At 54.0% G+C, this 18,618-nt stretch carries 20 protein-coding genes and 1 tRNA gene; 12 read left to right on the top strand and 9 right to left on the bottom strand.

The annotated features are described in order from the left end of the window. Window positions 1-49 precede the first annotated feature (49 nt). Entirely contained in the window at window positions 50-427 is a 378-nt protein-coding gene (gene trxA, locus JMG82_RS01455; RefSeq protein ID WP_201353170.1) for a thioredoxin, read from the top strand. 51 nt (window positions 428-478) lie between these two features. After that, window positions 479-2,956 (top strand): ATP-dependent helicase HrpB, encoded by a 2,478-nt coding sequence (hrpB, locus tag JMG82_RS01450; RefSeq protein ID WP_201353169.1) that lies wholly within the window; start codon window positions 479-481, stop codon window positions 2,954-2,956. A gap of 8 nt (window positions 2,957-2,964) precedes the next feature. Here the strand turns inward: hrpB and JMG82_RS01445 are convergent, their stop codons facing one another. Next, window positions 2,965-3,672: a DUF434 domain-containing protein gene (locus JMG82_RS01445; RefSeq protein WP_201353168.1), complete on the bottom strand. Its 708-nt coding sequence runs from the start codon at window positions 3,670-3,672 to the stop codon at window positions 2,965-2,967. Further along, window positions 3,659-4,303: a class I SAM-dependent methyltransferase gene (locus JMG82_RS01440; protein ID WP_201353167.1), complete on the bottom strand. Its 645-nt coding sequence runs from the start codon at window positions 4,301-4,303 to the stop codon at window positions 3,659-3,661. Before JMG82_RS01440 ends, JMG82_RS01445 begins: the two co-directional genes overlap by 14 nt. 57 nt (window positions 4,304-4,360) lie before the next feature. On the opposite strand from JMG82_RS01440, the gene JMG82_RS01435 reads away from it, so the two are divergent. After that, a complete protein-coding gene (locus JMG82_RS01435; protein ID WP_201353166.1) occupies window positions 4,361-4,912 on the top strand; it encodes a LemA family protein in 552 nt (183 codons plus the stop codon). After that, window positions 4,909-6,798 (top strand): DUF2207 domain-containing protein, encoded by a 1,890-nt coding sequence (locus JMG82_RS01430; protein ID WP_201353165.1) that lies wholly within the window; start codon window positions 4,909-4,911, stop codon window positions 6,796-6,798. The genes JMG82_RS01435 and JMG82_RS01430 overlap by 4 nt, the downstream gene beginning before the upstream one ends. Window positions 6,799-6,802: 4 nt before the next feature. Here the strand turns inward: JMG82_RS01430 and JMG82_RS01425 are convergent, their stop codons facing one another. Further along, entirely contained in the window at window positions 6,803-7,396 is a 594-nt protein-coding gene (locus JMG82_RS01425) for a flavin reductase family protein (protein ID WP_201353164.1), read from the bottom strand. A 172-nt stretch (window positions 7,397-7,568) separates the two neighbouring features. Beyond that, a tRNA-Arg gene (locus tag JMG82_RS01420) sits at window positions 7,569-7,645 on the bottom strand. Between the two features lie 122 nt (window positions 7,646-7,767). Between JMG82_RS01420 and JMG82_RS01415 the strand changes: the two genes are divergently transcribed. The 3 genes from JMG82_RS01415 to JMG82_RS01405 all read left to right on the top strand — a co-directional run bounded on the left by JMG82_RS01415 (window position 7,768) and on the right by JMG82_RS01405 (window position 9,697). Next, window positions 7,768-8,313 carry a methyltransferase family protein gene (locus JMG82_RS01415; RefSeq protein WP_201353163.1) on the top strand — a complete coding sequence of 182 codons (546 nt, stop codon included), beginning with the start codon at window positions 7,768-7,770 and terminating at the stop codon, window positions 8,311-8,313. Window positions 8,314-8,417: 104 nt separating this feature from the next. Further along, the gene (locus JMG82_RS01410) at window positions 8,418-9,320 is read left to right on the top strand and encodes a DnaJ C-terminal domain-containing protein (RefSeq protein WP_201353162.1); all 903 of its coding nucleotides are present in this window, start codon (window positions 8,418-8,420) and stop codon (window positions 9,318-9,320) included. Beyond that, a complete protein-coding gene (locus JMG82_RS01405) occupies window positions 9,320-9,697 on the top strand; it encodes a heat shock protein transcriptional repressor HspR (RefSeq protein WP_283242324.1) in 378 nt (125 codons plus the stop codon). Before JMG82_RS01410 ends, JMG82_RS01405 begins: the two co-directional genes overlap by 1 nt. A gap of 6 nt (window positions 9,698-9,703) precedes the next feature. On the opposite strand, the gene murA is transcribed toward JMG82_RS01405, so the two are convergent. Further along, window positions 9,704-10,966 (bottom strand): UDP-N-acetylglucosamine 1-carboxyvinyltransferase, encoded by a 1,263-nt coding sequence (gene murA, locus JMG82_RS01400; RefSeq protein ID WP_201353160.1) that lies wholly within the window; start codon window positions 10,964-10,966, stop codon window positions 9,704-9,706. Beyond that, window positions 10,967-11,389 (bottom strand): NUDIX domain-containing protein, encoded by a 423-nt coding sequence (locus tag JMG82_RS01395; RefSeq protein WP_201353159.1) that lies wholly within the window; start codon window positions 11,387-11,389, stop codon window positions 10,967-10,969. It abuts the gene before it with no gap. An 83-nt stretch (window positions 11,390-11,472) separates the two neighbouring features. Here JMG82_RS01395 and JMG82_RS01390 point away from each other — a divergent pair, with 83 nt between their 5' ends. The 3 genes from JMG82_RS01390 (at window position 11,473) to JMG82_RS01380 (ending at window position 14,378) form a co-directional block, all read left to right on the top strand. Then, window positions 11,473-11,937, top strand: a complete 465-nt coding sequence (locus tag JMG82_RS01390) for a hypothetical protein (RefSeq protein ID WP_201353158.1) — start codon at window positions 11,473-11,475, stop codon at window positions 11,935-11,937. 55 nt (window positions 11,938-11,992) lie between these two features. Continuing rightward, entirely contained in the window at window positions 11,993-12,364 is a 372-nt protein-coding gene (locus tag JMG82_RS01385) for a rhodanese-like domain-containing protein (RefSeq protein ID WP_201353157.1), read from the top strand. Between the two features lie 124 nt (window positions 12,365-12,488). Beyond that, on the top strand, window positions 12,489-14,378 hold the full coding sequence (locus JMG82_RS01380; protein ID WP_201353156.1) for a bifunctional diguanylate cyclase/phosphodiesterase: 1,890 nt from the start codon (window positions 12,489-12,491) through the stop codon (window positions 14,376-14,378). A gap of 68 nt (window positions 14,379-14,446) precedes the next feature. Here the strand turns inward: JMG82_RS01380 and JMG82_RS01375 are convergent, their stop codons facing one another. Beyond that, entirely contained in the window at window positions 14,447-15,040 is a 594-nt protein-coding gene (locus JMG82_RS01375) for a TetR/AcrR family transcriptional regulator (protein WP_201353155.1), read from the bottom strand. Between the two features lie 339 nt (window positions 15,041-15,379). Here JMG82_RS01375 and JMG82_RS01370 point away from each other — a divergent pair, with 339 nt between their 5' ends. Together JMG82_RS01370 and rnz are read left to right on the top strand one after the other, a co-directional pair. Beyond that, window positions 15,380-16,456: a tyrosine-type recombinase/integrase gene (locus tag JMG82_RS01370; RefSeq protein WP_201353154.1), complete on the top strand. Its 1,077-nt coding sequence runs from the start codon at window positions 15,380-15,382 to the stop codon at window positions 16,454-16,456. Window positions 16,457-16,499: 43 nt separating this feature from the next. Next, window positions 16,500-17,420, top strand: coding sequence for a ribonuclease Z (gene rnz, locus JMG82_RS01365; RefSeq protein WP_201353153.1), 921 nt, complete (start codon window positions 16,500-16,502; stop codon window positions 17,418-17,420). Between the two features lies 1 nt (window position 17,421). Here the strand turns inward: rnz and JMG82_RS01360 are convergent, their stop codons facing one another. Next, window positions 17,422-18,114 carry a tetratricopeptide repeat protein gene (locus tag JMG82_RS01360; protein ID WP_201353152.1) on the bottom strand — a complete coding sequence of 231 codons (693 nt, stop codon included), beginning with the start codon at window positions 18,112-18,114 and terminating at the stop codon, window positions 17,422-17,424. Further along, complete coding sequence (locus tag JMG82_RS01355) at window positions 18,111-18,554, bottom strand: hypothetical protein (protein ID WP_201353151.1); 444 nt, start codon at window positions 18,552-18,554, stop codon at window positions 18,111-18,113. The genes JMG82_RS01360 and JMG82_RS01355 overlap by 4 nt, the downstream gene beginning before the upstream one ends. Between the last annotated feature and the right edge of the window lie 64 nt (window positions 18,555-18,618).

Genomic DNA, 18,618 nt, shown 5'->3' with positions numbered 1-18,618 from the left:
TCAACCCATTCATGCCATAATGCCCCCTACTTTACCCAAAGGAACTCCCATGGCACTCGAAAATCTCACTTCCGGGAACTTCAACGACAAAGTCTCGGCCAGCGATATCGTCATTCTTGACTTCTGGGCTCCCTGGTGCGGGCCGTGCAAGCAGTTCGGTCCCATCTTCGAAAAGGTTTCCCAGGAGCATCCCGATATTCTGTTTGGCAAAGTTAACACCGAAGAGGAGCGCGAAATCGCGGCGCATTTCAATATCCAATCCATTCCGACGGTCGCTATTTTAAGGGAGGGTATCGTGCTTTTCATGCAACCCGGCCTCATTCCCGAAGAGGGATTGCACGATCTGATCAGACAGGTCAAAGCGCTCGATATGGAGCAGGTTCGCGAAGAGGTCAAAAAACAGCAGGAGGCCCAACAGCAGGGCTGATTTTCCAGTCGATGGCTTCGCAATGCCGGGCCGTCGCTTCCTTTCGCTTCCATGACAACGCTTCCGATACACGCCATTCTCCCGGACCTCAAATCGACACTTCGCGCCTCTCCTCACGCCGTTTTGCAGGCGGCTCCCGGGGCCGGGAAAACCACGGTCGTACCGATCGCGCTTATGGACGAGCCCTGGCTCGATGGCAAAAAGATCGTCATGCTCGAACCGCGGCGTTTGGCGGCTCGTGCCGCGGCGCAACGTATGGCCCGAACACTGGGCGAGAAGGTTGGCGAGCGCGTGGGGTACCGGATGCGGGGCGAGGTGAACGTCTCCGAAAAAACCCGCATCGAGGTGGTGACAGAGGGTATTTTAACCCGCATGCTCCAAAACGACCCGGCACTGGAGGGCGTGGGGCTCGTGATATTCGACGAGTTTCACGAACGCTCCATCCATGCCGACCTCGGATTGGCGCTTTCGCTTCAAACCCAGGAGATGTTCCGCGATGAACTGCGCATTCTGGTGATGTCGGCGACACTGCAGAAAACCTCCATCGCCACGGTTTTGAACGACGCGCCGATTCTCGAAAGCGAGGGGCGGAGCTTCCCGATTTCGCTGCGGCATCTTGATATCCGAACCCCCCGCCCGCACCCTTCGCGGATCGCCGAGGCGGCGGCGCGGCAAACGCTGCATGCGCTTCGCAGCGAAGAGGGGAGTGTGTTGGTCTTTCTGCCGGGCGCTGCGGAGATTTTCAAAGCGAAACGGCTTCTTGAAACGGCGATCGGCGAAGAGATCGTCGTCGCGCCGCTTTTTGGGGCGATGGATTCGCAGGCCCAGCGCGCCGCCATCGAACCCGCTCCCGAAGGAAAACGCAAAGTGGTACTGGCAACCAATATCGCCGAAACGAGCCTGACCATCGAGGGCGTGCGCGTCGTCGTAGACAGCGGGTTGGAGCGGAGTGTGCGCTACGATGCCGCTTCGGGCATGCAAAGGTACGAAACGCGCCTCATCAGCCGGGAGTCGGCCACCCAGCGCGCGGGGAGGGCGGGGCGGACGGAACCGGGGGTCTGCTACCGCCTTTGGCATGAAACCCATGCCCTTGCGCCCACCCGCAAGCCGGAGATTTTGACAGGCGACCTCTCGCAGCTTCGGCTGGAGCTCGCCGCCTGGGGCGCATCGGCCAATGAACTGAAATGGATCGACGCTCCGCCGGAGTATGCCCTGAAAGAGGCTGAAAACCTGTTGATACTTTTAAATATGATGTCCACGGACAATCAAATCACACCGCATGGCAAAAAAGCGCTCACGCTGGGGCAGCCGCCCCGTATCGCCCACATGCTGCTGGAAGCCAAAAAACTCTCTTTGGGGTACGAAGCGGCGCTTTTGGCTCTTTACTGGCAGGAACATCCTTTCAGGAGCGAAAACGGTGATCTTGGCGACATCATGCGCCGATGTGCGGATGTGTGCCGCAGAGATTCCCGGTTTCAAACGTCACTGAAGCGGCTTTTGCGAACGATGGAAACGGCGCCGAAAAACGAACCGGACACCGATGCCGCCGCGCTTCTGACGGCCCTGGCCTTTCCGGAACGCATCGCCATGCAAAGAGGCCGCCCGGGACTCTACCGCTGCGCCTCCGGCAAAGGGGCGGCCCTTACGAAAAAGAGTGCGTTGCACCATTCGAAATTTCTGGCGATCGCCCGCATGGGCGGGGAGGGCGCCGAAGGACGCATCTACGAAGCGGCGCCCCTGGATGAAAAAACGCTTCATGCGCATTTTTCCCACCTGATCGAGAAAAAGGAGGTGGTTGGCTGGAATGGCGAAAAAGGCCGCATCGAAGCTTTGGAAACTGAATGTTTCGGCGCTTTGGTTCTTAAAAGCCGGCCGCTGGAAAATCCCGACGAACGCCTCATCACCAAAGGCTTGCTGGAGGCGGTGCGCGCCAAAGGCCTACAAACGCTTCCATGGACTCCGAAGAGCAGGACGCTGCTGGCGCGGCTCCGCTTTGCGCACAGGCATCTGCCGGAGACCTTTTGCGATATGAGCGACATGGCACTTCTTGAACATCTGCAAACCTGGCTCGGGCCTTTTCTGAGCGGAATGAAATCCTTCAAAGACCTGCAAAGGCTCGACATGGCGAAAATACTACGAGCCCATGCGGGGTGGGAAAACATGCAAACGCTGGACGACATCGCACCCGAGCGCATTGAAGTGCCAAGCGGCTCCGACATCGCCGTCGACTACAGCGACCCGGCCAAAGCGGTGCTGCCGGTGCGACTGCAGGAGGTTTTCGGCTGGAGAGAAACCCCGCGTATCCTGCATGGAAAGGTGCCTCTGACACTGCACCTGCTTTCGCCCGCGCACCGACCTTTGCAGATCACCGAAGATCTTCTGCATTTCTGGAAGAGCGTCTACCCGGAAGTGCGCAAAGAGATGCGGGGGCGTTATCCCAAACACTACTGGCCCGAAGACCCGCTGAGCGCCGTCGCGACAAACAGGACGAAAAAAGGGATGGCGAAGGCGAAAACGGGTCATCGGTGAATTGTCGCCTATTGGACGGATGAGAAGTCGAGCAGATTGAGCGGTTTATCGATTTCGTGCCCGATGATCCAGCCGGCCAGGTCGAACCATGCGACGCCGCTGTCGAGAATGACGGCATCGGCGGTGACGACGACATCGCCGCACGCTTTGAGCAGAGAATCGACCCGATCGGATGTCTTTGCCCGCATCGCAGCCCCGTATCGTCCGGCTATTTCGTTGACAAGCTTCGCGATGCGGCCGCTGTTGGAGACGGGGCGGTCGAAATACCAGAGCGCCTCTTTCACCTTCAGCGTCTTGATCGCTTCGGCAGCCAGTTTTATGGCCTCTTCCGTCTCCATGCGCAGAGTGTAGTTCCCGTGAACGTTGGCGATGTCGCGATAGCATCCGTCCTGGCCGCGTATAAGAATGCCGCCGCCCAGTGCCGTCTCCAGGGTGATGAGCAGATTGAAACCGTCGATACAGAGCGTTCTACCGGCAAGCTCGTCCGCCGAAACGGGTCGGCGGCGGTTCTCGCCCCCCCACGCGGCGTGAATGAGAGCGTGGCGTTCGCGCCGGGTGAGCTGGTAGCGGTTGCCCACCAGTTCGACCGCGGCTTTTTGCGCGTAGCCGCGCCGAAGCAGCCAGGAAAGATCTTCCACCGCCCTTTTGAGGCGGGCGAAACGGCTTTTGTCGAAAAAGAGCCTGTCTTCGGGGGCGAGACCCCTATGCTTGCGCATCGCTTTTCCTGCACCGTATGACCACGAAAGCGCCTTCGCCGTATCCTGGTTTGACACCGGTTTGCATGTGGTCCAGATCGGGTCCGAAGAGTGTCTGCCTAATTTCACAATCCGAAAATCCCGCTTCGCGCAGCAGTACCAGCACTTCTTCGGCGGAAAAGAATGTCGCTTCTTTGTAGAACCTGCTCTTTTCCCTGTTCCTTTCGTAGAACTTTCCCAGTTCCGACTTCCGGTCGACGAATCCGACGACGATATAGCCGCCGGGTTTCAGTATGCGCCAAATCTCTCTCAGGCTTTTTGGCGGGTCGTCGACGAAACAGATGGTCGTCACCATCAGCGCCATATCGAAACTCCCGTCATCAAACGGGAGCTTTTCGGCGACGCCAACGATTACGTCGACTCCCCTCCGCCTGGCGATTTCGGCCATACGGGAAGAGGGTTCGACACCTGTTTGGATGCCCAGCGGCGCGGCGAATCTTCCGCTTCCCACTCCGATTTCGACACCTTTTTGAAAAGGCGGCATCAGTGAGCGGACCGCTTCGAGTTCCGCCCGGTAGAGTCTCCCGTGCCTCTCGAACCACTTTTCGTAATCTTCCGCATATTTTTCGAATATTCCGATTTTCGATTCCATTTTCTATTTCGCTCCGTTGACCGATATAATATGATATCAAAGTTTAAGGATTGCAGCATGGGACTCTGGATTTTTTTAGGCATCGTCGCCGCCGTCGTTCTCTACTTCATCGCCATCTACAACAAATTCGTATCGCTTCGCGCCGCCATCGATTCCTCGTGGTCCGATATCGACGTGCAGCTCAAACGGCGTGCCAACCTGATACCGGCACTGGTCAAAACGGTCAAATCCTACAAAAATTACGAACAGGAGACGCTAGAAAAGGTGATAGAGGCCAGGCAGCGATGTGAAAATGCCAAAGAGATAAAAGAGAAGGCGGCGGCCCAGAACGCTCTGACGCATGCGCTGGGCGGCCTCTTCGCGCTGGCGGAGGCATATCCCGAGCTTAAGGCCGACACCCAGTTTACGAAGCTTCAAAACGAACTTTCCGCCATCGAGGAGGCGATACAGAATGCCCGCCGTTACTACAATGCGGTTGTCCGTGACTACAACGCCAAACTCCACTCGTTCCCCGACCTTCTGGTGGCCAACAAATTCAATTTCAAAGAGCGGGACTATTTCGAACTGGAGGAACCTTCGGAAAGGAAAATGCCGGATATCGACCTATGAGAGCGCTCCTTCTTTTTCAGCTCTTCGCACTGCTGCTTTTTGCGGAATCGATCCGGCAGTACGATGTGACGATCGACCTGCACGAAGACGGCTCTTTGGATGTCGAAGAGATCATCGACTACGATTTCGGTACGGCGCAAAGACACGGGATTTTCCGCGACATCCCCAAAAACGTCACGGGACGCTACGGCCCACGCTCCATCGGCCTGGCCGATTTCCGCGTCATGCGAGACAATGCGCCGGAACCCTTCGAGACCCTGAATGTATTGGGCGACGCGGGCGCCATGGTCCGGCTCAAAATAGGCCGCGGCGACATTTTTCTGACCGGTCTGCACCGCTACACCATCGATTACCGGGTCGCCCACGGCATACTCCGTATGGATGACGGAAGGGATGCGATGCGCTGGAACGCCATCGGTACGGGGTGGGAGGTGCCCATCCACAATGTCCATGTCATGATCCGCGTTCCCGAAAAACTGGCACAGCAAAGCGTGACTCCCCGCACATTCAGCGGCCCCTACGGCAGTATAGCCACACGCGCCAAAATAGAAAAAAGTGGTGCCCGACTCTATGAAGCCACCATCGACTCACTCAGGCCCCACGAGGGATTGACGGTGGAGCTCGCCTTTGAAAAAGAAGCGCTTGGACAAAGCGGCGATTTCAACGAAGGTGTATGGGGGTGGGTCCAATACCGCTGGCCATGGATCTTCCTACTTTTTTATACCGCGGGGCTTTTTAACTACTGGTACCGGCACGGAAAAGATCCCGCCATCGGCGCGATCGCGCCGATGTACCAGCCTCCGGAAAACATCGATGTGCTTCAAGCCGGACTTCTGATCGACCAGTTCGCCGACAACAAAGATATCGCGGCTGCCATCATCGATCTGGCCCGAATGGGCTATTTGCGCATCAAAGAAGAGCCCACCGACAATCTTCTGGCGAGCCTCCCCCTCGTCGGCAGGGCGTTCGAAAGTGAGCAAATCGTCCTTATCCGCCAAAAAAAAGAGACCGGAAACCTTTCGAAAGAGTACAGAATCGTGTTGAACGAACTTCTCTTTCCCTACAGTGACCGCTTCGTGCTGATCGAACGTTCCGACAGCCGGGCGAAACGGTTTCAAAGAGGGTACGAAAAGATCAACGGGTCGCTTTACGAATGGTCCTGGCAAAAAGGCTACATGCAGGAAAATCCCTCCAGGGCACGTATCCGTTTCATCGGGAAGGCTTTCAGCGTTATGCTCCCGTTCATGGCCCTCGCCGCCTACCAGAGCGCCCGGATGATCGGGGGATTTGAAGTCATTCTGCCTCTTCTTTTCTTATCGGTTTTTCTCGTCGCGGGTTTCATGCTCATCATGTTTCAGAAAGATCTTGCCTCAAGAATCGTGGGTATCGGCTTCGTTCTGGTGCCGATAGCGATCGGCGTCTCCATAGTCGCCGAGGCCGGAGGGCTGCATCTTTTCTTTACCATGCCGCTGGTCATTCTGCTTATCGGCCTGCTTCCTGTTCTCTTTTTCGCCAAATACATGGGAGTCTACACGCGCAAAGGGGCCGAAGCCTATCGGCATCTGCTCGGTTTCAAGGAGTTCATCAAACGGGTCAAGGAGGATGAGCTTAAACGTTTTCTCGAAAAAGATCCCGCCTATCTGGACAGGGCACTCCCCTATGCCATGGTATTCAGCGTCGCTGACCACTGGCTGAAATTTTATGCGCTCCTGGAGGCTTCCACACCGGCATGGTTCGATGGAAACAGGCAAACACTGCTGCATCTGGACCGATCGTTGGAAAAATTCAGCGACACGGCCCAGACCCGCACGAGCAGCGGAGGCGGCTCGGGCGGGGGAAGCTTTTCCGGCGGCGGTGGCGGCGGCGGGGGAGGGGGGTCGTGGTGACCTTTTACGGAATATCCGGAGCGCTCAACTCCTCGCCTATGCGGGCATAGCTTCGGCCCACTCGCGCGAGGGCTTCGAACTTCACCGTCAAACGCTCATTGTCCACGATGCACCCGTCGTCGATATACTGCTGTTTGATCTCTAGGACCAGCGGAATCGTTTTGCTTCCCTTCAGGTCGGTCTCCTGGTAGAGCTCGCAAAAGAAGGCGACGGGCGAGCTTTTCACCATCGGGGGAAAGGCTTTTATCTTCCGCTCCAGCGGAATACCGAATTTTTCCGCTTCGCTTTGATCGTCCGCCATCTCCTTAGAGCTTAGATGCATCCACTCAAGATGCTCCGGTTTTACCATACAGACGGTGCATTTGCCGCTTTTGTGCAGATTGGCCAGCGTATCTTTGGGCATGCCGCCGCTTTTGTGACCGATTGAAACGATCATCGTAGGGGGCTTGGAGGAGAGTCCCGTGAAATAGCTAAAAGGCGCCACATTGACAACGCCTTCATTTTCGGTGACAATCCATGCGATGGGACGGGGAATGATGGTCTGGCTCATGAGCTTGTAGTTGAGTTTCGGGTCGGTCTGGGTGTAATCGAACAGCATGAAAAACCTCTCTTTTTTTGTTGGGACTATTCTATCAAACTATTGCCTTTCTGCGATACGCCGCAAAACGAAGAGATCGGTAGACAACGGCTAGGGCCGTTCTCGAAAAACGGGGATATTTTGTAACATCAGTTTGTAAAATCGGACATCATTATTCAAGGCGAACGATGGGTGGTACACCCATGAGGATTCGAACCTCAGGCCTTCGGAACCGGAATCCGACGCTCTATCCAGCTGAGCTATGGGTGCATGCGAAGAGTGTTGCAGGAAAATCGAATGTTATTATAGCAAACTCCGGAAGCTATCTCGGCATTAAATTGTTAAGTTATAATCGGCAGGGAATACGGGACATTCATGCAAAAGGAATGCTTTTGAGAATCAACACATCTTTTTCTGTCGTTGTGCGACTGCTTCTTTGGGCTCTTTTGCTCATAGGCGGCACTTGTCTGGGCATCTGGCTCGATCTTCGGCATTTTCGGGAACTTTTCTTCTCATGGATATGGCATCTGCTCTCTTTTCCGGCGGGCATTGGGCTGATGGCGCTTGCCTTCAAAGCTGCGGCGGCCGGCGGCAGGGAGCTGGCAAAAAGCGGCAAATCTTCACCCGATGTGCCGAGGCTCGAAACCGACCGGCTCGTCACTACCGGCATATACGCCCATATGCGCCACCCGATGCTCTTTGGTCTTACGCTCGTGCCGCTGGCGCTCGCCTTTGTCGTCGGTTCACCCGCTTTCATCACGATCGTGGCACCTGTGGAGATGGTGTTCATCGTCGTCATGGTTCTCACTTTGGAAGAGAGGGAGTGCCGCAGAAAGTTCGGCGATGACTACGAGAGGTATGCCCGTGAAGTTCCTCCCGTCTGTTTCACTCCTCACTGCCTACGACTCCTTTTTTTTCAAAAAAATAGCCGTAAATAGGTGCTTTTCCGCTCAAAGTTGATTGACATAGACTAAAGATTTATGATAAAATTCCTTAAAAAAACTCTAAAAAGAGTCTATGTAATGTAATCAAAGGAGTGGGCATGAGCAAAAGCCTCTACGAAACATTGGGCGTCAGCGAAAATGCGAGCGCCGACGAAATCAAACGTGCCTATCGGAAATTAGCGAGAAAATACCATCCCGATATCAACAAAGATCCGGGTGCGGAAGAGAAATTCAAAGAGATCAATGCCGCCTACGAGGTCCTGAGCGACCCGGAAAAGAAAAAACAGTACGACCAGTTCGGTGACCAGATGTTCGGCGGCCAGAGTTTCCACGATTTCGCGCAGGGACAGGGCGGCAATGTCGACCTTGAAGAGATTCTGCGCAATATTTTCGGCGGAGGCGGTTTCGGAGGATTCGGAGGCTCCGCAAGAGGAGGATTCGGCGGTTTCAGCAGCGGTGGATTCGGCGGTTTCGACATGGGAGGCATGGGGGCCCCCGATCTTGATATTCATGCCAAAATCACGATTCCCTTCAACACGGCGGTACAGGGCGGTACCCACAATATTTCGATCAACGGCGAATCTTTCGACATTCGCATACCCGCCGGCGTGAAAACGGGCGAAACCCTGCGCATCCGAGGTAAAGGCAAAAGTTACAACGGACAGCGTGGCGACCTGTTATTGAAGATCGAAGTGGCGCCCAGTCCGGAGTACGAGCGCAAAGGCGACAACCTTTACAAAACCATCGACATTCCTTTGAAAACAGCGATGTTCGGCGGAAAGATCAAAGTGCCCACGCTGGAGAAGGAGATCACGCTGAAAGTGCCAAAAAACACGAAGAACGGGCAAAAGTTTCGCGTCAAAGGGCTGGGTGCGACGAATCGCAAAACCAAGACGAAAGGCGATCTCTACCTCATCGCCAACATCCTTCTGCCCAAAGTCGAAGAGCTCGATCCGGAACTTGCTAAAATGATGGAAGAAAAACTACCGGGAGGTGAATGATGCACAGCTATGACGAACCGGTCTATCTGATCAGTGTGGTGGCGAAGGTTCTGAACATCCATCCGCAGACACTCCGGCAGTACGAGAGGGAAGGGCTCATCGAACCGTCACGTACGCAAGGACGCATGCGTCTTTATTCTCAGCGGGATATCGACCGTATCAAACTCATTCTGCGTCTGACACGGGATTTGGGAGTGAACCTGGCGGGTGTGGACATTATCATGCAGCTCAAAGAGAAGATCGATGCGATGCAAAAAGAGATCGACTCTCTTCGCGAAGAGCTCGAAAAGGCGCACAGCCATGCCACCATTCCAAGCCATCGCGCCATGGTCGCGAAAAACAATTACGAAATCATCATCTTCGAAGAGGAAGAGTAGGCCCGGCTACTCTTTCAGCCTCTCTATCTTTGCTCCAAGACATTTCAATTTTTCGTGAAGAGCTTCGTATCCGCGGTCGAGATGGTAGATACGATGGACATTGGTCACGCCGCTGGCAGCGAGTCCGCCGAGCACCAGGGCGCTGCTTGCGCGCAGGTCGGTCGCCATGACATCGGCGCCAAGCAGCTGGATCGGTCCGTTGAGGGTGGCGGTATGACCTTTAAGATGGATACTCGCTCCCAGACGCTGCAGCTCGCTGACGTGCATGAAACGGTTTTCGAACAGGCGCTCTTCGATAATGCTCACACCTTCCGCCTGGGTTGCAAGCGCCATGAACTGCGCCTGCATGTCGGTCGGGAACCCCGGGTACTCCGTCGTGGAGATTTCAAACGCCTTGAGCCGCGCCGCGGGGTAGAGTGTCATTGTGTTCTCATCGCTCTCCACTCGGCAGCCCGCTTCATGAAGTTTGGCCGTCACCGCGTCGAGATGGTCGGGACGTACATGGTTGAGTGTGACGCTACTGTAGGTAATGGCCGCCGCGCAGAGGTAGGTCCCCGCCTCGATACGGTCCGGAATGATTGAAAACTCCTCGAAACAGACCGGCTCTCTGTCGGTCCCGTGAATAATCAGTTCATCTCCGCCGATTCCCTCGATTTCAACCCCAGCGGCATGAAGCACTTCGCATAGCTGCACCACTTCCGGCTCTTTGGCCACATTGATCAGTTCGCTCTTTCCTTTGGCGAGAGCGGCCGCCATGATGATGTTTTCGCTGCCTGTGACGGTGATTTTGTCGAAAATGATACGGGTTCCTTGCAATCCTTCCGGCGCCGTGGCGACCACGTACCCGTTTTTGATTTCTATGATCGCCCCCATCTGCTCGAGGGCCTTGAGGTGCAGATCGATGGGGCGCTGACCGATGGCGCATCCGCCCGGAAGACTCACTTCGCACCGTCCGAACCGGGCAAGCAGAGGACCGAGCACCAGAATGGAAGCGCGCATTGTCTTAACGATATCGTAGGTGGCCGTCGTGTTGTTGACCGCTTCGTTGTCGATCGTCAGTGTATGGTCCTCGAAGAGAAATTTGCTGCCGAGTTTGTCGAAGAGTTTCAGCAGCGTCCGTATATCCGCAACGTCGGGGATGTTGTTGATGACAACGGGAGCGTCGCACAGGAGCGTGGCGGCCATGAGCGGCAGAGCGGCATTTTTCGCCCCTGCAATCGAAATTTCACCGCCAAGTCGTGACGGGCCGGTAATCGATAGGTAATCCATTTAACATCTGTCCTTGTACTCTAAATAATCGCGCAAAATCTTTTCGTGGTCGAAAACGAGCTTCTCCCAGGGGATGCGGGAAAAATGGAAAAGATGGGCCGTTTTCGCATCGTCTCCCCCGACAGGCAGACCCCGGGCGCGGCTCACGTAGACCACCGAGACACTGTGAAAACGGGGATCGCGCTCGGGGTCGGAGTAGACTCCGAGCAGATGCTGCAGCTTGACATCAAGCCCGGTCTCCTCTTTCATCTCCCTGCGGCAGGCATCTTCGACTCTCTCTCCGACATCGACGAAACCGCCGGGAAGTGCGAGGCCATGGGGGGCGTTTTTTCGCTCGATCAGTACGATTCCTTCGAATTCGTCCATCTCGTTGAAGCATTCGATGACACTGTCCGTTGCGAGATAGGGGGTTCGTATGGGCATTTGGCATCCTTCCTGGGAAGTGGTTTGATTTTACCATAAAAACGCGATAGAATATTGATGATATTCTTTAATATGGAGCTGAAATGTCCGACAAACTCGACCGCCTCAAAGCACTCGCCGACAAAGCCACCGCCATATCCACCTACGAAATCGAACGAAAGAAAAATCTCAACCGGCTGAAAGCTCTCTACGAAACGCTTAGGCTGAAAGAGAAAGTTCCGGCTTTTAAGGATCTTTTCGCTTTCAAGGCGATCAATCTTTCGGGCATCTCCCTGGGAGGGGAGAGTCTGGGAAAAATCAGCGAGGGCAAATATGCGCAGATCATCGCCATCACCTACGTGGAAGAGGAGGGGAGAAAGCGGGCCAAGAACATCAGCCTCCGCTACTTCGGCCGGGTGGAACAGCTCGACGAGAGCCTCAAAGGGGAGATTGTCGAATTCATCCTGAGATGGCGGCTCGAAAAGAGCTTCATGGGGGTGGACCATTACAGGCAACTGCTGAAAAAAGCAGGGCGGACGGTTCCGGCAAAGAGTCTGCTCCGCGATTGAAAACTCGGAATTGATGATAAAATGTCGGTTTCAAAATTTCGACAAAAGGAAAACAATGACTCCCGAAGAAATCAGCAACGCGATCCATCTGCGCCCTACTGCCAAGATGCTCGAAAGCGGCGTGATGAAGATCATCGATATCCGTACCGAGCCGGAATGGCGGCAGACCGGTATCGTACCGGGTGCGGCGTGCATCACCTTTTTCGACGCCTACGGCAATTACGATATCGACAAATTCATGGAGGCCTATGAAAAGATAGCGGACAAAGAGTCGCTGGTCGGTCTCATCTGCAGAACGGGAAGCCGTACCCGGATGGTGACCAATTTCCTCCGACAGCAGGGTTACAATGTCGTCAATCTCGACGGCGGCATCTTCTATCTTCGTTCGATCGGCTTCGAACTGATCCCCTATCAGCCCCAACAGTGAGGGGTCTCTTCCCGGGAGGCCCCAACCTAATATTAAGAATACAATTACCGATATTTATATACAATCTTATGTTACGCACTATACAATTTATAATTCGCCTCACTCTACCGCCAAAGGGGTCGCCGTGTCACTCACCAAACAGATCGGTATCGTCGTCTCACTTCTTCTACTTTTTCTCCTCGGAAGCGTTCTGGGCATCTACTTCGTCAAGTCGAAAGGGTTTTTCGAAGAGCAGCTGGCGGCAGATGCAAAAAGTGCGGCGCATGCGCTGACCCGCTCTCTCAAACCCGTCATCGATGACGAAAAGGAGATGAAAACCGTCGTCGACGCCCTGTTTGGCAGCGGCAAATTTGGTCTGATCGAACTCAAGGACATGCAAAATGCCACTCTGTACAAACGAATCAAACGTGCCGATCTCAAAGAGGTACCCGAATGGTTCGTCGAATTGGTGCAGATAAAGGCACCCATCGCTACCGATGTCCTGGAGGAGGACCATAGCAAATTTCTCAATCTCCTGGTTCAGGCAGACCGAAGCGCCGCCTATCGAGAGCTTTACGGACTCTTTTTCTACACGATCGCCCTTTTCGTGATCTTCGGCATCCTGGGACTCCTGCTTCTCAACCTCGTTCTGCGTGTCGTTCTGCGCTCGCTGGAGAACATAAAAAACCAAGCGGAAGGGGTCATACATAACCGCTTCATCATCCAGAAGGAGATCCCCTCCACGGTGGAACTCAAAAACGTGGTGCTTGCGATGAACTCGATGGTCAAACGGGTCAAAGAGCTCTATGTGCGCAGTTCCGAAGCGATGAAAGAGAGTCAGGAGATGCTCTATCTCGACCAGGCGACCGATCTTTTCAACCGGCGCTATTTCCAGCTCAAACTTCCCGAATACCTGATGGCCAACGATACCCGCTCCCGGGGATCCTTGATGATGATCCGTATGAACGGGGTGGTGGAGGGAAACAGAAAAATAGGGCACAAAAAGATGGATGAACTGCTTTTGGAGTTTGCAAAAATTCTCAAGCAGGAGAGTGAACTGGTTCATGAACCGCTCATCTGCCGGATCAACGGTACGGAATTCGCCCTGCTGCTGCCTGTCTACAATGCCCAAACGGCCAAAGATCTCGCCAAAAGCATCATTGGAAAACATATGCTGCTGTGCGAGAGATACGGCCTTCGCAATCTTCTCACTCTAAGTGTCGGAATCTGCGAATATGTCAGGAAGATGCCCATGAGCAAGCTTCTAAGCTGTGTCGATTCGGCGCTCACCGATGCGGCAATGTACAACGAGGACCGCATCGTGGTCTTTGAATCGGACGAAAACCGGCCCGCGGCGGGAAAGACAGAGTGGCGGGAAATCATAACAAAAGCCCTCAGGGAGGGACACCTCAAGCCAGTTATGACTCCGGTTGTCGATCTCAAACAGCAAAAAGAGGCGAGCCACATCCTTTCGTTCGATATCATCCACGAGGGCCGAACCATCCGATACGGCGAATACGTTCCCGCCGTTGTGGAACTTGGATTGGAGCAGGATCTTCTGAACTTCGAATTCGACTATATGAAAAAACACCGTTTCAAAGAGGAGACGATCGCTTTCGAAATGATCGCCGATATGCTTCAAGAAAGCGACAAGCTCTTCATTTTCGAAGATACGGTCAAAGAGATAGCGGAAAACCACAGGGGAAAACTCTACGTCGAAATTTCGGAACACGACATACTGGCTCTCGAACCGATTGTTGTAGAACATGTCTCCATGACACTCAAGGAGTACGGCGTCCGTTTCGGTATCAGCCGTTTCAGTGCCGAAAGAGGGGAGTACAGCTATCTTAAATACAGTGCACCCGCCTATGTCAAAATGAGCGAAAACTCCTTCCTCGATCTTGATACCGCTTCCAAAAATGCACTCTTGACACTTTTGGGAAGTCTCGATATCGAGCTTATCATCACCGGAGTTCATGAAGAGAATCTCTCAAAACTCCAGGCAGCCTCCATCCGCTACATCGTATACGCCTGATACCGCATTGAAATCCCGCGTTCTATGCGCCGCCGGATTCTCTGCCAAAAGGCCGCTGGCCGTTCCCTTCACTGCGCCACCGATTCCCAGAAGAAGTCGACATGTTTCTCAAACTGCGTTGAGACCGATGTCGTCGGTTTGGCATCGATTCGCAAAAGCGAAACCTGCAGACGTATGTAGAAGAGGGGAGCGAGAAACTCCTGAGCCATGAACATCGGATCGCCGGAGCGGATCATGCCGTTTTGCATCATGATAAAAAAAGCCTGGGAAATCTGCTGGATATCCTTCTGGTGAAACTCCTGGATAAAACTCTCCCTCAAAGCCCGGTTCTGAAAGAGTTCGATCACAAGCACACGAAACAGCTTCTCCTTCTTTTTGTCGAAAGCGATCAGCTTGTAAGCCACCACGAATTCCCGTAAAAACGATTTGCCTCTTTTCGCTTTCTCTTCGATATCTTTGAATTCAAAAGGGGTGACGAATATCTCGGCGATGATCTGTTTGAGAATCTCCTCTTTGTTTTTGAAATGGTTGTAGATCGCACTCTCTCTGATTCCCACTTCTTTCGCGATTTTGCGTACCGAAGCGCCTCTGTATCCAAATTTTGCAATCAGATCGATCGCCGCTTCGATGATTTTCTGCTTGGTGTTCGTCTGTTTAGGCATTGTCAGAAACTCCTTGATTTGGGGATCCATTGGCATTAACGATTGTTCATAATCACATGAACGGGCGTTCTTTTTCAATAATAATACATGAACAATCGTTAATATCTCTTGAATGCAAGCATTAACGACTGTTCATATAACATTTCGCAAGGATTTCTTAATGGGAGAGTCGATAGAATATAGTTTGAAAATTATAGTTTTCAATACTTTTTACAAAACGGCGAGCGGGACAATCGCTCCACGCCTTTGGCGGGTACAATGACACAGAAATCTGTGTTTATTCCAAACTTGCCAAGCGAACAGAGTGAGCGTCCCGCTGTCCGCCTGCTAAGGATTTGTATGCGCTATCCTCTTGACTGCGAAGATCGTTTCGAGCGTACTCTGCTCTTTTGGATGAGTCGGTACATGCACTCCAAACTCAACTCTCTCTCCAACCGTCAGGTGAAAGATTCTCAGGCACTGGCACGTATCATCGGCCGATTGCGACGCGGCGTCGATTCCATCGAAACGCTCTCGCGTCTTTCAAAGGAAGCCCGAAATGCGGGGCTGATCGGTATCAACACCTATTACAAGCCCCTGGAGAAGCTCTACGGTTACCTGGCAGCCATGGGACCGGCGAGTATGAAGGAGATAGACGAAGAGCTTCTCAGCGACTTTCTGGCCTCCGCCACGGCGGGACTGTCGGACGCGACGAAAAAGAACTACCGTATCGCCATGATCAACTTTTTCGGTTATATCGACAAACAGAATGCCGAAAAAGACGGTTCGGCGCACCATTTCGGCATAGAACTCAAGAACTGGGGCGGCCTGGGGGGCAAAAGCGGTACCAAACTTCCGGCCTACATGCAAGAAGCCGAAGTCGAGCGATTCATCGAAGCGATCGAAACCCACCCCTTTCAACGCGCCGTTGCCGCCAGAAACCGGATGCTTATCAAACTGATACTCTTTACCGGCATCCGTGTCGGAGAGGCCCTGCAGCTTAAAACCAAAGACCTGATCCCCGAAGGCGAGGTCTATCTCATCCGTATCGTCGGCAAGGGCAACAAAGCGCGTGTCGTCATGATCAAACAGTCTCATATTAAAAAATATCTCCAGGAGTGGCTCCTTCTTCGCAAGTGCGATGGGGACCTGCTCTTCTGCAACAAAAAGGGCACTCTCCTCACCCAGGCCTACGTGAGCCGTATCGTCGAGAAGATCCTGATGCAGGCGGGAATTCGCAAGGAAAAAAACGGCGCCCACATGCTTCGGCACACATTCGCCACGATGCTCTACCTCAAGAAGAAAGACCTGGTACTGGTCCAGGAGGCGCTTGGTCATGCCAGTCTCGACACTTCACGCATCTATACCCACTTCGACAAAGAGCGACTCAGGGAGGCGGCGAGCGTGATGGACGAAATAGCAAAGGATGCGGAGTGAGAGGAAAATGCGGGGACCACCCCCCTATCAATGAAGGAGTTGCATGCACACGATAACGTTTCTTGGTACCTCGGCGGGTGTGCCGACACGAACACGCAATGTCTCGGCGCTGGCTCTGCAGCTTGAAAACAGCAAAGAGTGGATGCTTTTTGACTGCGGGGAGGGAACGCAGCACCGAATCATGAACACATCACTGAGCGCCTATCACCTCTCCAGGATTTTCATCACCCACTTGCACGGTGACCATGTCTACGGTCTTTGCGGACTTTTGGCCTCCAAAGGAATGCAGCGCTGTGAATCTGCCCTTGAGATCTACGGGCCTCCAGGCTTGCGGGAACTGCTGGAAAACGTGATGCATCTTTCGCAGCTCAACCTCCCCTTCGATCTGAAGATTTTCGAGATTTCTGAAGGCACACTCCTGCGGTACGAAGGATTCAAGATCGATGTCGTCGCCCTTTCCCACTCCATTGTCTCCTTCGGCTTCGTCATCTCGTTCGATGACAGACCCGGCCATTTCGACGCCGAGAAAGCCAGGAGTCTCGGTATTCCCGAAGGCCCCCTCTTCGCCCGCCTGAAACGGGGAGAGTCCATCACCCTTCCGGACGGATCCACCATCGAAGGAAGCACGCTCGTCGGGCCTCCTACCCGAGGCAAACGGATCGTCATCGGCGGGGACAACGACGCCCCCCTCCTCTTCGCGCCCTACGCCCCTTTCGACCTGATGATCCACGAAGCCACCTACACCCAGGCCGACTTCGACCGGCTTCCGAGAAAGTTTCTTCACACGACCGCCAAGCAGCTTTCCCTCGCCGCCGAACAGATGGGCGTCGATCATTTGATATTAAATCATATCAGCCCACGGTACGACAAAAACGACAGAATTTCGGAACTTCTGGACGAAGCGAAGAGATATTTCAGCGGCAAAGTCGATATCGCCTACGATTTCATGCAGATTGGCGTGTGACTCACTTTTTGGCAGCGGCGAGCGCAAGGCGGGAGAGGTATTTCGCCCATTCGCTCCCCTCCTGTGAAAGGAAGTCGCGACTTAGCATGCCCAGCTCATAGCCTTTCTGCGCTTCCTTCAGCGCCGCTTGCAAATGTCCCGATTTTTCCAGGCAGAAACTTTTTGCAAAATGGGCGAGCGGCGAGGAGGGATCGCTTCCTGTGGCACTCCTGGCATCGCTGCATCCCTCTTTCACGCGGCCCACCCGCAGCAGGCTGATGCCGCGACGTGCCAGGTAAAAAGCGGCTTCATCCCGCCGGAACGGGGAAATCTGCACGAATGCCCTGCTGTAATCCTCTATCGCATCTTTGTACTTTTTTGCTTTGTATCGTAAATCCCCCCTGAAAAGGTAGCACTTTGCGCATCGGGCGTCGGAGGCGATCGCCTTTTCGATATAGATGGACGCCACTGTGTTACGGCCGCATCTTTCGGAGGCTTTCGCCGCGATTGTCCATGCCCGGGCCGCTGTTTTGCCCTCTTGCGAGTAGGCGGCGCGCCGTGCATGACGGATCGCCTGGTCGCAATCGAAGTGGCGGTAGGCCCATTCGGCTTCCTCCAGTTCGCGGGCCGCATCGAATCCGCCCAGATACACAAGAAGCAGCACCCCCGAACCAAGAAGCGTAACGGCGGTGATTTTTTTCATCATCGCGTTCATCCCCGCTTCCTGTACACGAAGGTGTTCACGCCCGTCATCACGAAAAAGAGAAGAAAAAGGGCGTCGATGAGATTAAAAAGAACCCAGAAACCTCCCCCCGTTCCCAGTTGGAAATTACGCCCGATGCGCCCTCCCATCAGCGCCAGGCCGAAAATCTCTTCCGTCGTGTCGCTCTGCAGAACCCTCGATAGCCATCCGAGGGGATCGAACCAGGGCTGAGCCATTCCGAATCCGGCCAGCTCCCCCACGAGCAGGGTCGCCAGGATTGCAAAAACCGTCCTTTTCCCGGCAGTTCGCTCCTGCCGATAGAAAAGTGAAGCGAACCAGGCCGATCCCAATCCGAGAAAGAGCGCATGAGCGAGGGGAAAAAATCCGAACCAGTAGCGAAACAGGCCGGCCAGCAGAGCAGCCATGAAGTAGAAAGGAAGGATTTTGAGCATGGAAGGCCTCTTTTTTCCATTTTAACGCCATTTCATTTGAAACGGACTTAATCGCGCATGGGTT

The organism is Hydrogenimonas urashimensis (assembly GCF_016593255.1).
Taxonomy (GTDB): domain Bacteria; phylum Campylobacterota; class Campylobacteria; order Campylobacterales; family Hydrogenimonadaceae; genus Hydrogenimonas; species Hydrogenimonas urashimensis.
The sequence above is the reverse complement of the archived record's forward strand: the minus strand, read 5'-3'. Positions and strand labels throughout refer to the sequence as shown.

What these genes read in the sequence shown, in the direction of transcription:
- JMG82_RS01430 (WP_201353165.1), top strand. Translation starts at nt 4,909, where the DNA reads ATGAGAGCGCTCCTTCTTTTTCAGCTCTTCGCACTGCTGCTTTTTGCG.
- JMG82_RS01370 (WP_201353154.1), top strand. Translation starts at nt 15,380, where the DNA reads ATGCGCTATCCTCTTGACTGCGAAGATCGTTTCGAGCGTACTCTGCTC.
- hrpB (WP_201353169.1), top strand. Translation starts at nt 479, where the DNA reads ATGACAACGCTTCCGATACACGCCATTCTCCCGGACCTCAAATCGACA.
- trxA (WP_201353170.1), top strand. Translation starts at nt 50, where the DNA reads ATGGCACTCGAAAATCTCACTTCCGGGAACTTCAACGACAAAGTCTCG.
- rnz (WP_201353153.1), top strand. Translation starts at nt 16,500, where the DNA reads ATGCACACGATAACGTTTCTTGGTACCTCGGCGGGTGTGCCGACACGA.
- JMG82_RS01395 (WP_201353159.1), bottom strand. Translation starts at nt 11,389, where the DNA reads ATGCCCATACGAACCCCCTATCTCGCAACGGACAGTGTCATCGAATGC.
- JMG82_RS01355 (WP_201353151.1), bottom strand. Translation starts at nt 18,554, where the DNA reads ATGCTCAAAATCCTTCCTTTCTACTTCATGGCTGCTCTGCTGGCCGGC.
- JMG82_RS01425 (WP_201353164.1), bottom strand. Translation starts at nt 7,396, where the DNA reads ATGCTGTTCGATTACACCCAGACCGACCCGAAACTCAACTACAAGCTC.
- JMG82_RS01410 (WP_201353162.1), top strand. Translation starts at nt 8,418, where the DNA reads ATGAGCAAAAGCCTCTACGAAACATTGGGCGTCAGCGAAAATGCGAGC.
- JMG82_RS01405 (WP_283242324.1), top strand. Translation starts at nt 9,320, where the DNA reads ATGCACAGCTATGACGAACCGGTCTATCTGATCAGTGTGGTGGCGAAG.
- JMG82_RS01375 (WP_201353155.1), bottom strand. Translation starts at nt 15,040, where the DNA reads ATGCCTAAACAGACGAACACCAAGCAGAAAATCATCGAAGCGGCGATC.
- JMG82_RS01360 (WP_201353152.1), bottom strand. Translation starts at nt 18,114, where the DNA reads ATGAACGCGATGATGAAAAAAATCACCGCCGTTACGCTTCTTGGTTCG.
- murA (WP_201353160.1), bottom strand. Translation starts at nt 10,966, where the DNA reads ATGGATTACCTATCGATTACCGGCCCGTCACGACTTGGCGGTGAAATT.
- JMG82_RS01440 (WP_201353167.1), bottom strand. Translation starts at nt 4,303, where the DNA reads ATGGAATCGAAAATCGGAATATTCGAAAAATATGCGGAAGATTACGAA.
- JMG82_RS01390 (WP_201353158.1), top strand. Translation starts at nt 11,473, where the DNA reads ATGTCCGACAAACTCGACCGCCTCAAAGCACTCGCCGACAAAGCCACC.
- JMG82_RS01445 (WP_201353168.1), bottom strand. Translation starts at nt 3,672, where the DNA reads ATGCGCAAGCATAGGGGTCTCGCCCCCGAAGACAGGCTCTTTTTCGAC.
- JMG82_RS01435 (WP_201353166.1), top strand. Translation starts at nt 4,361, where the DNA reads ATGGGACTCTGGATTTTTTTAGGCATCGTCGCCGCCGTCGTTCTCTAC.
- JMG82_RS01385 (WP_201353157.1), top strand. Translation starts at nt 11,993, where the DNA reads ATGACTCCCGAAGAAATCAGCAACGCGATCCATCTGCGCCCTACTGCC.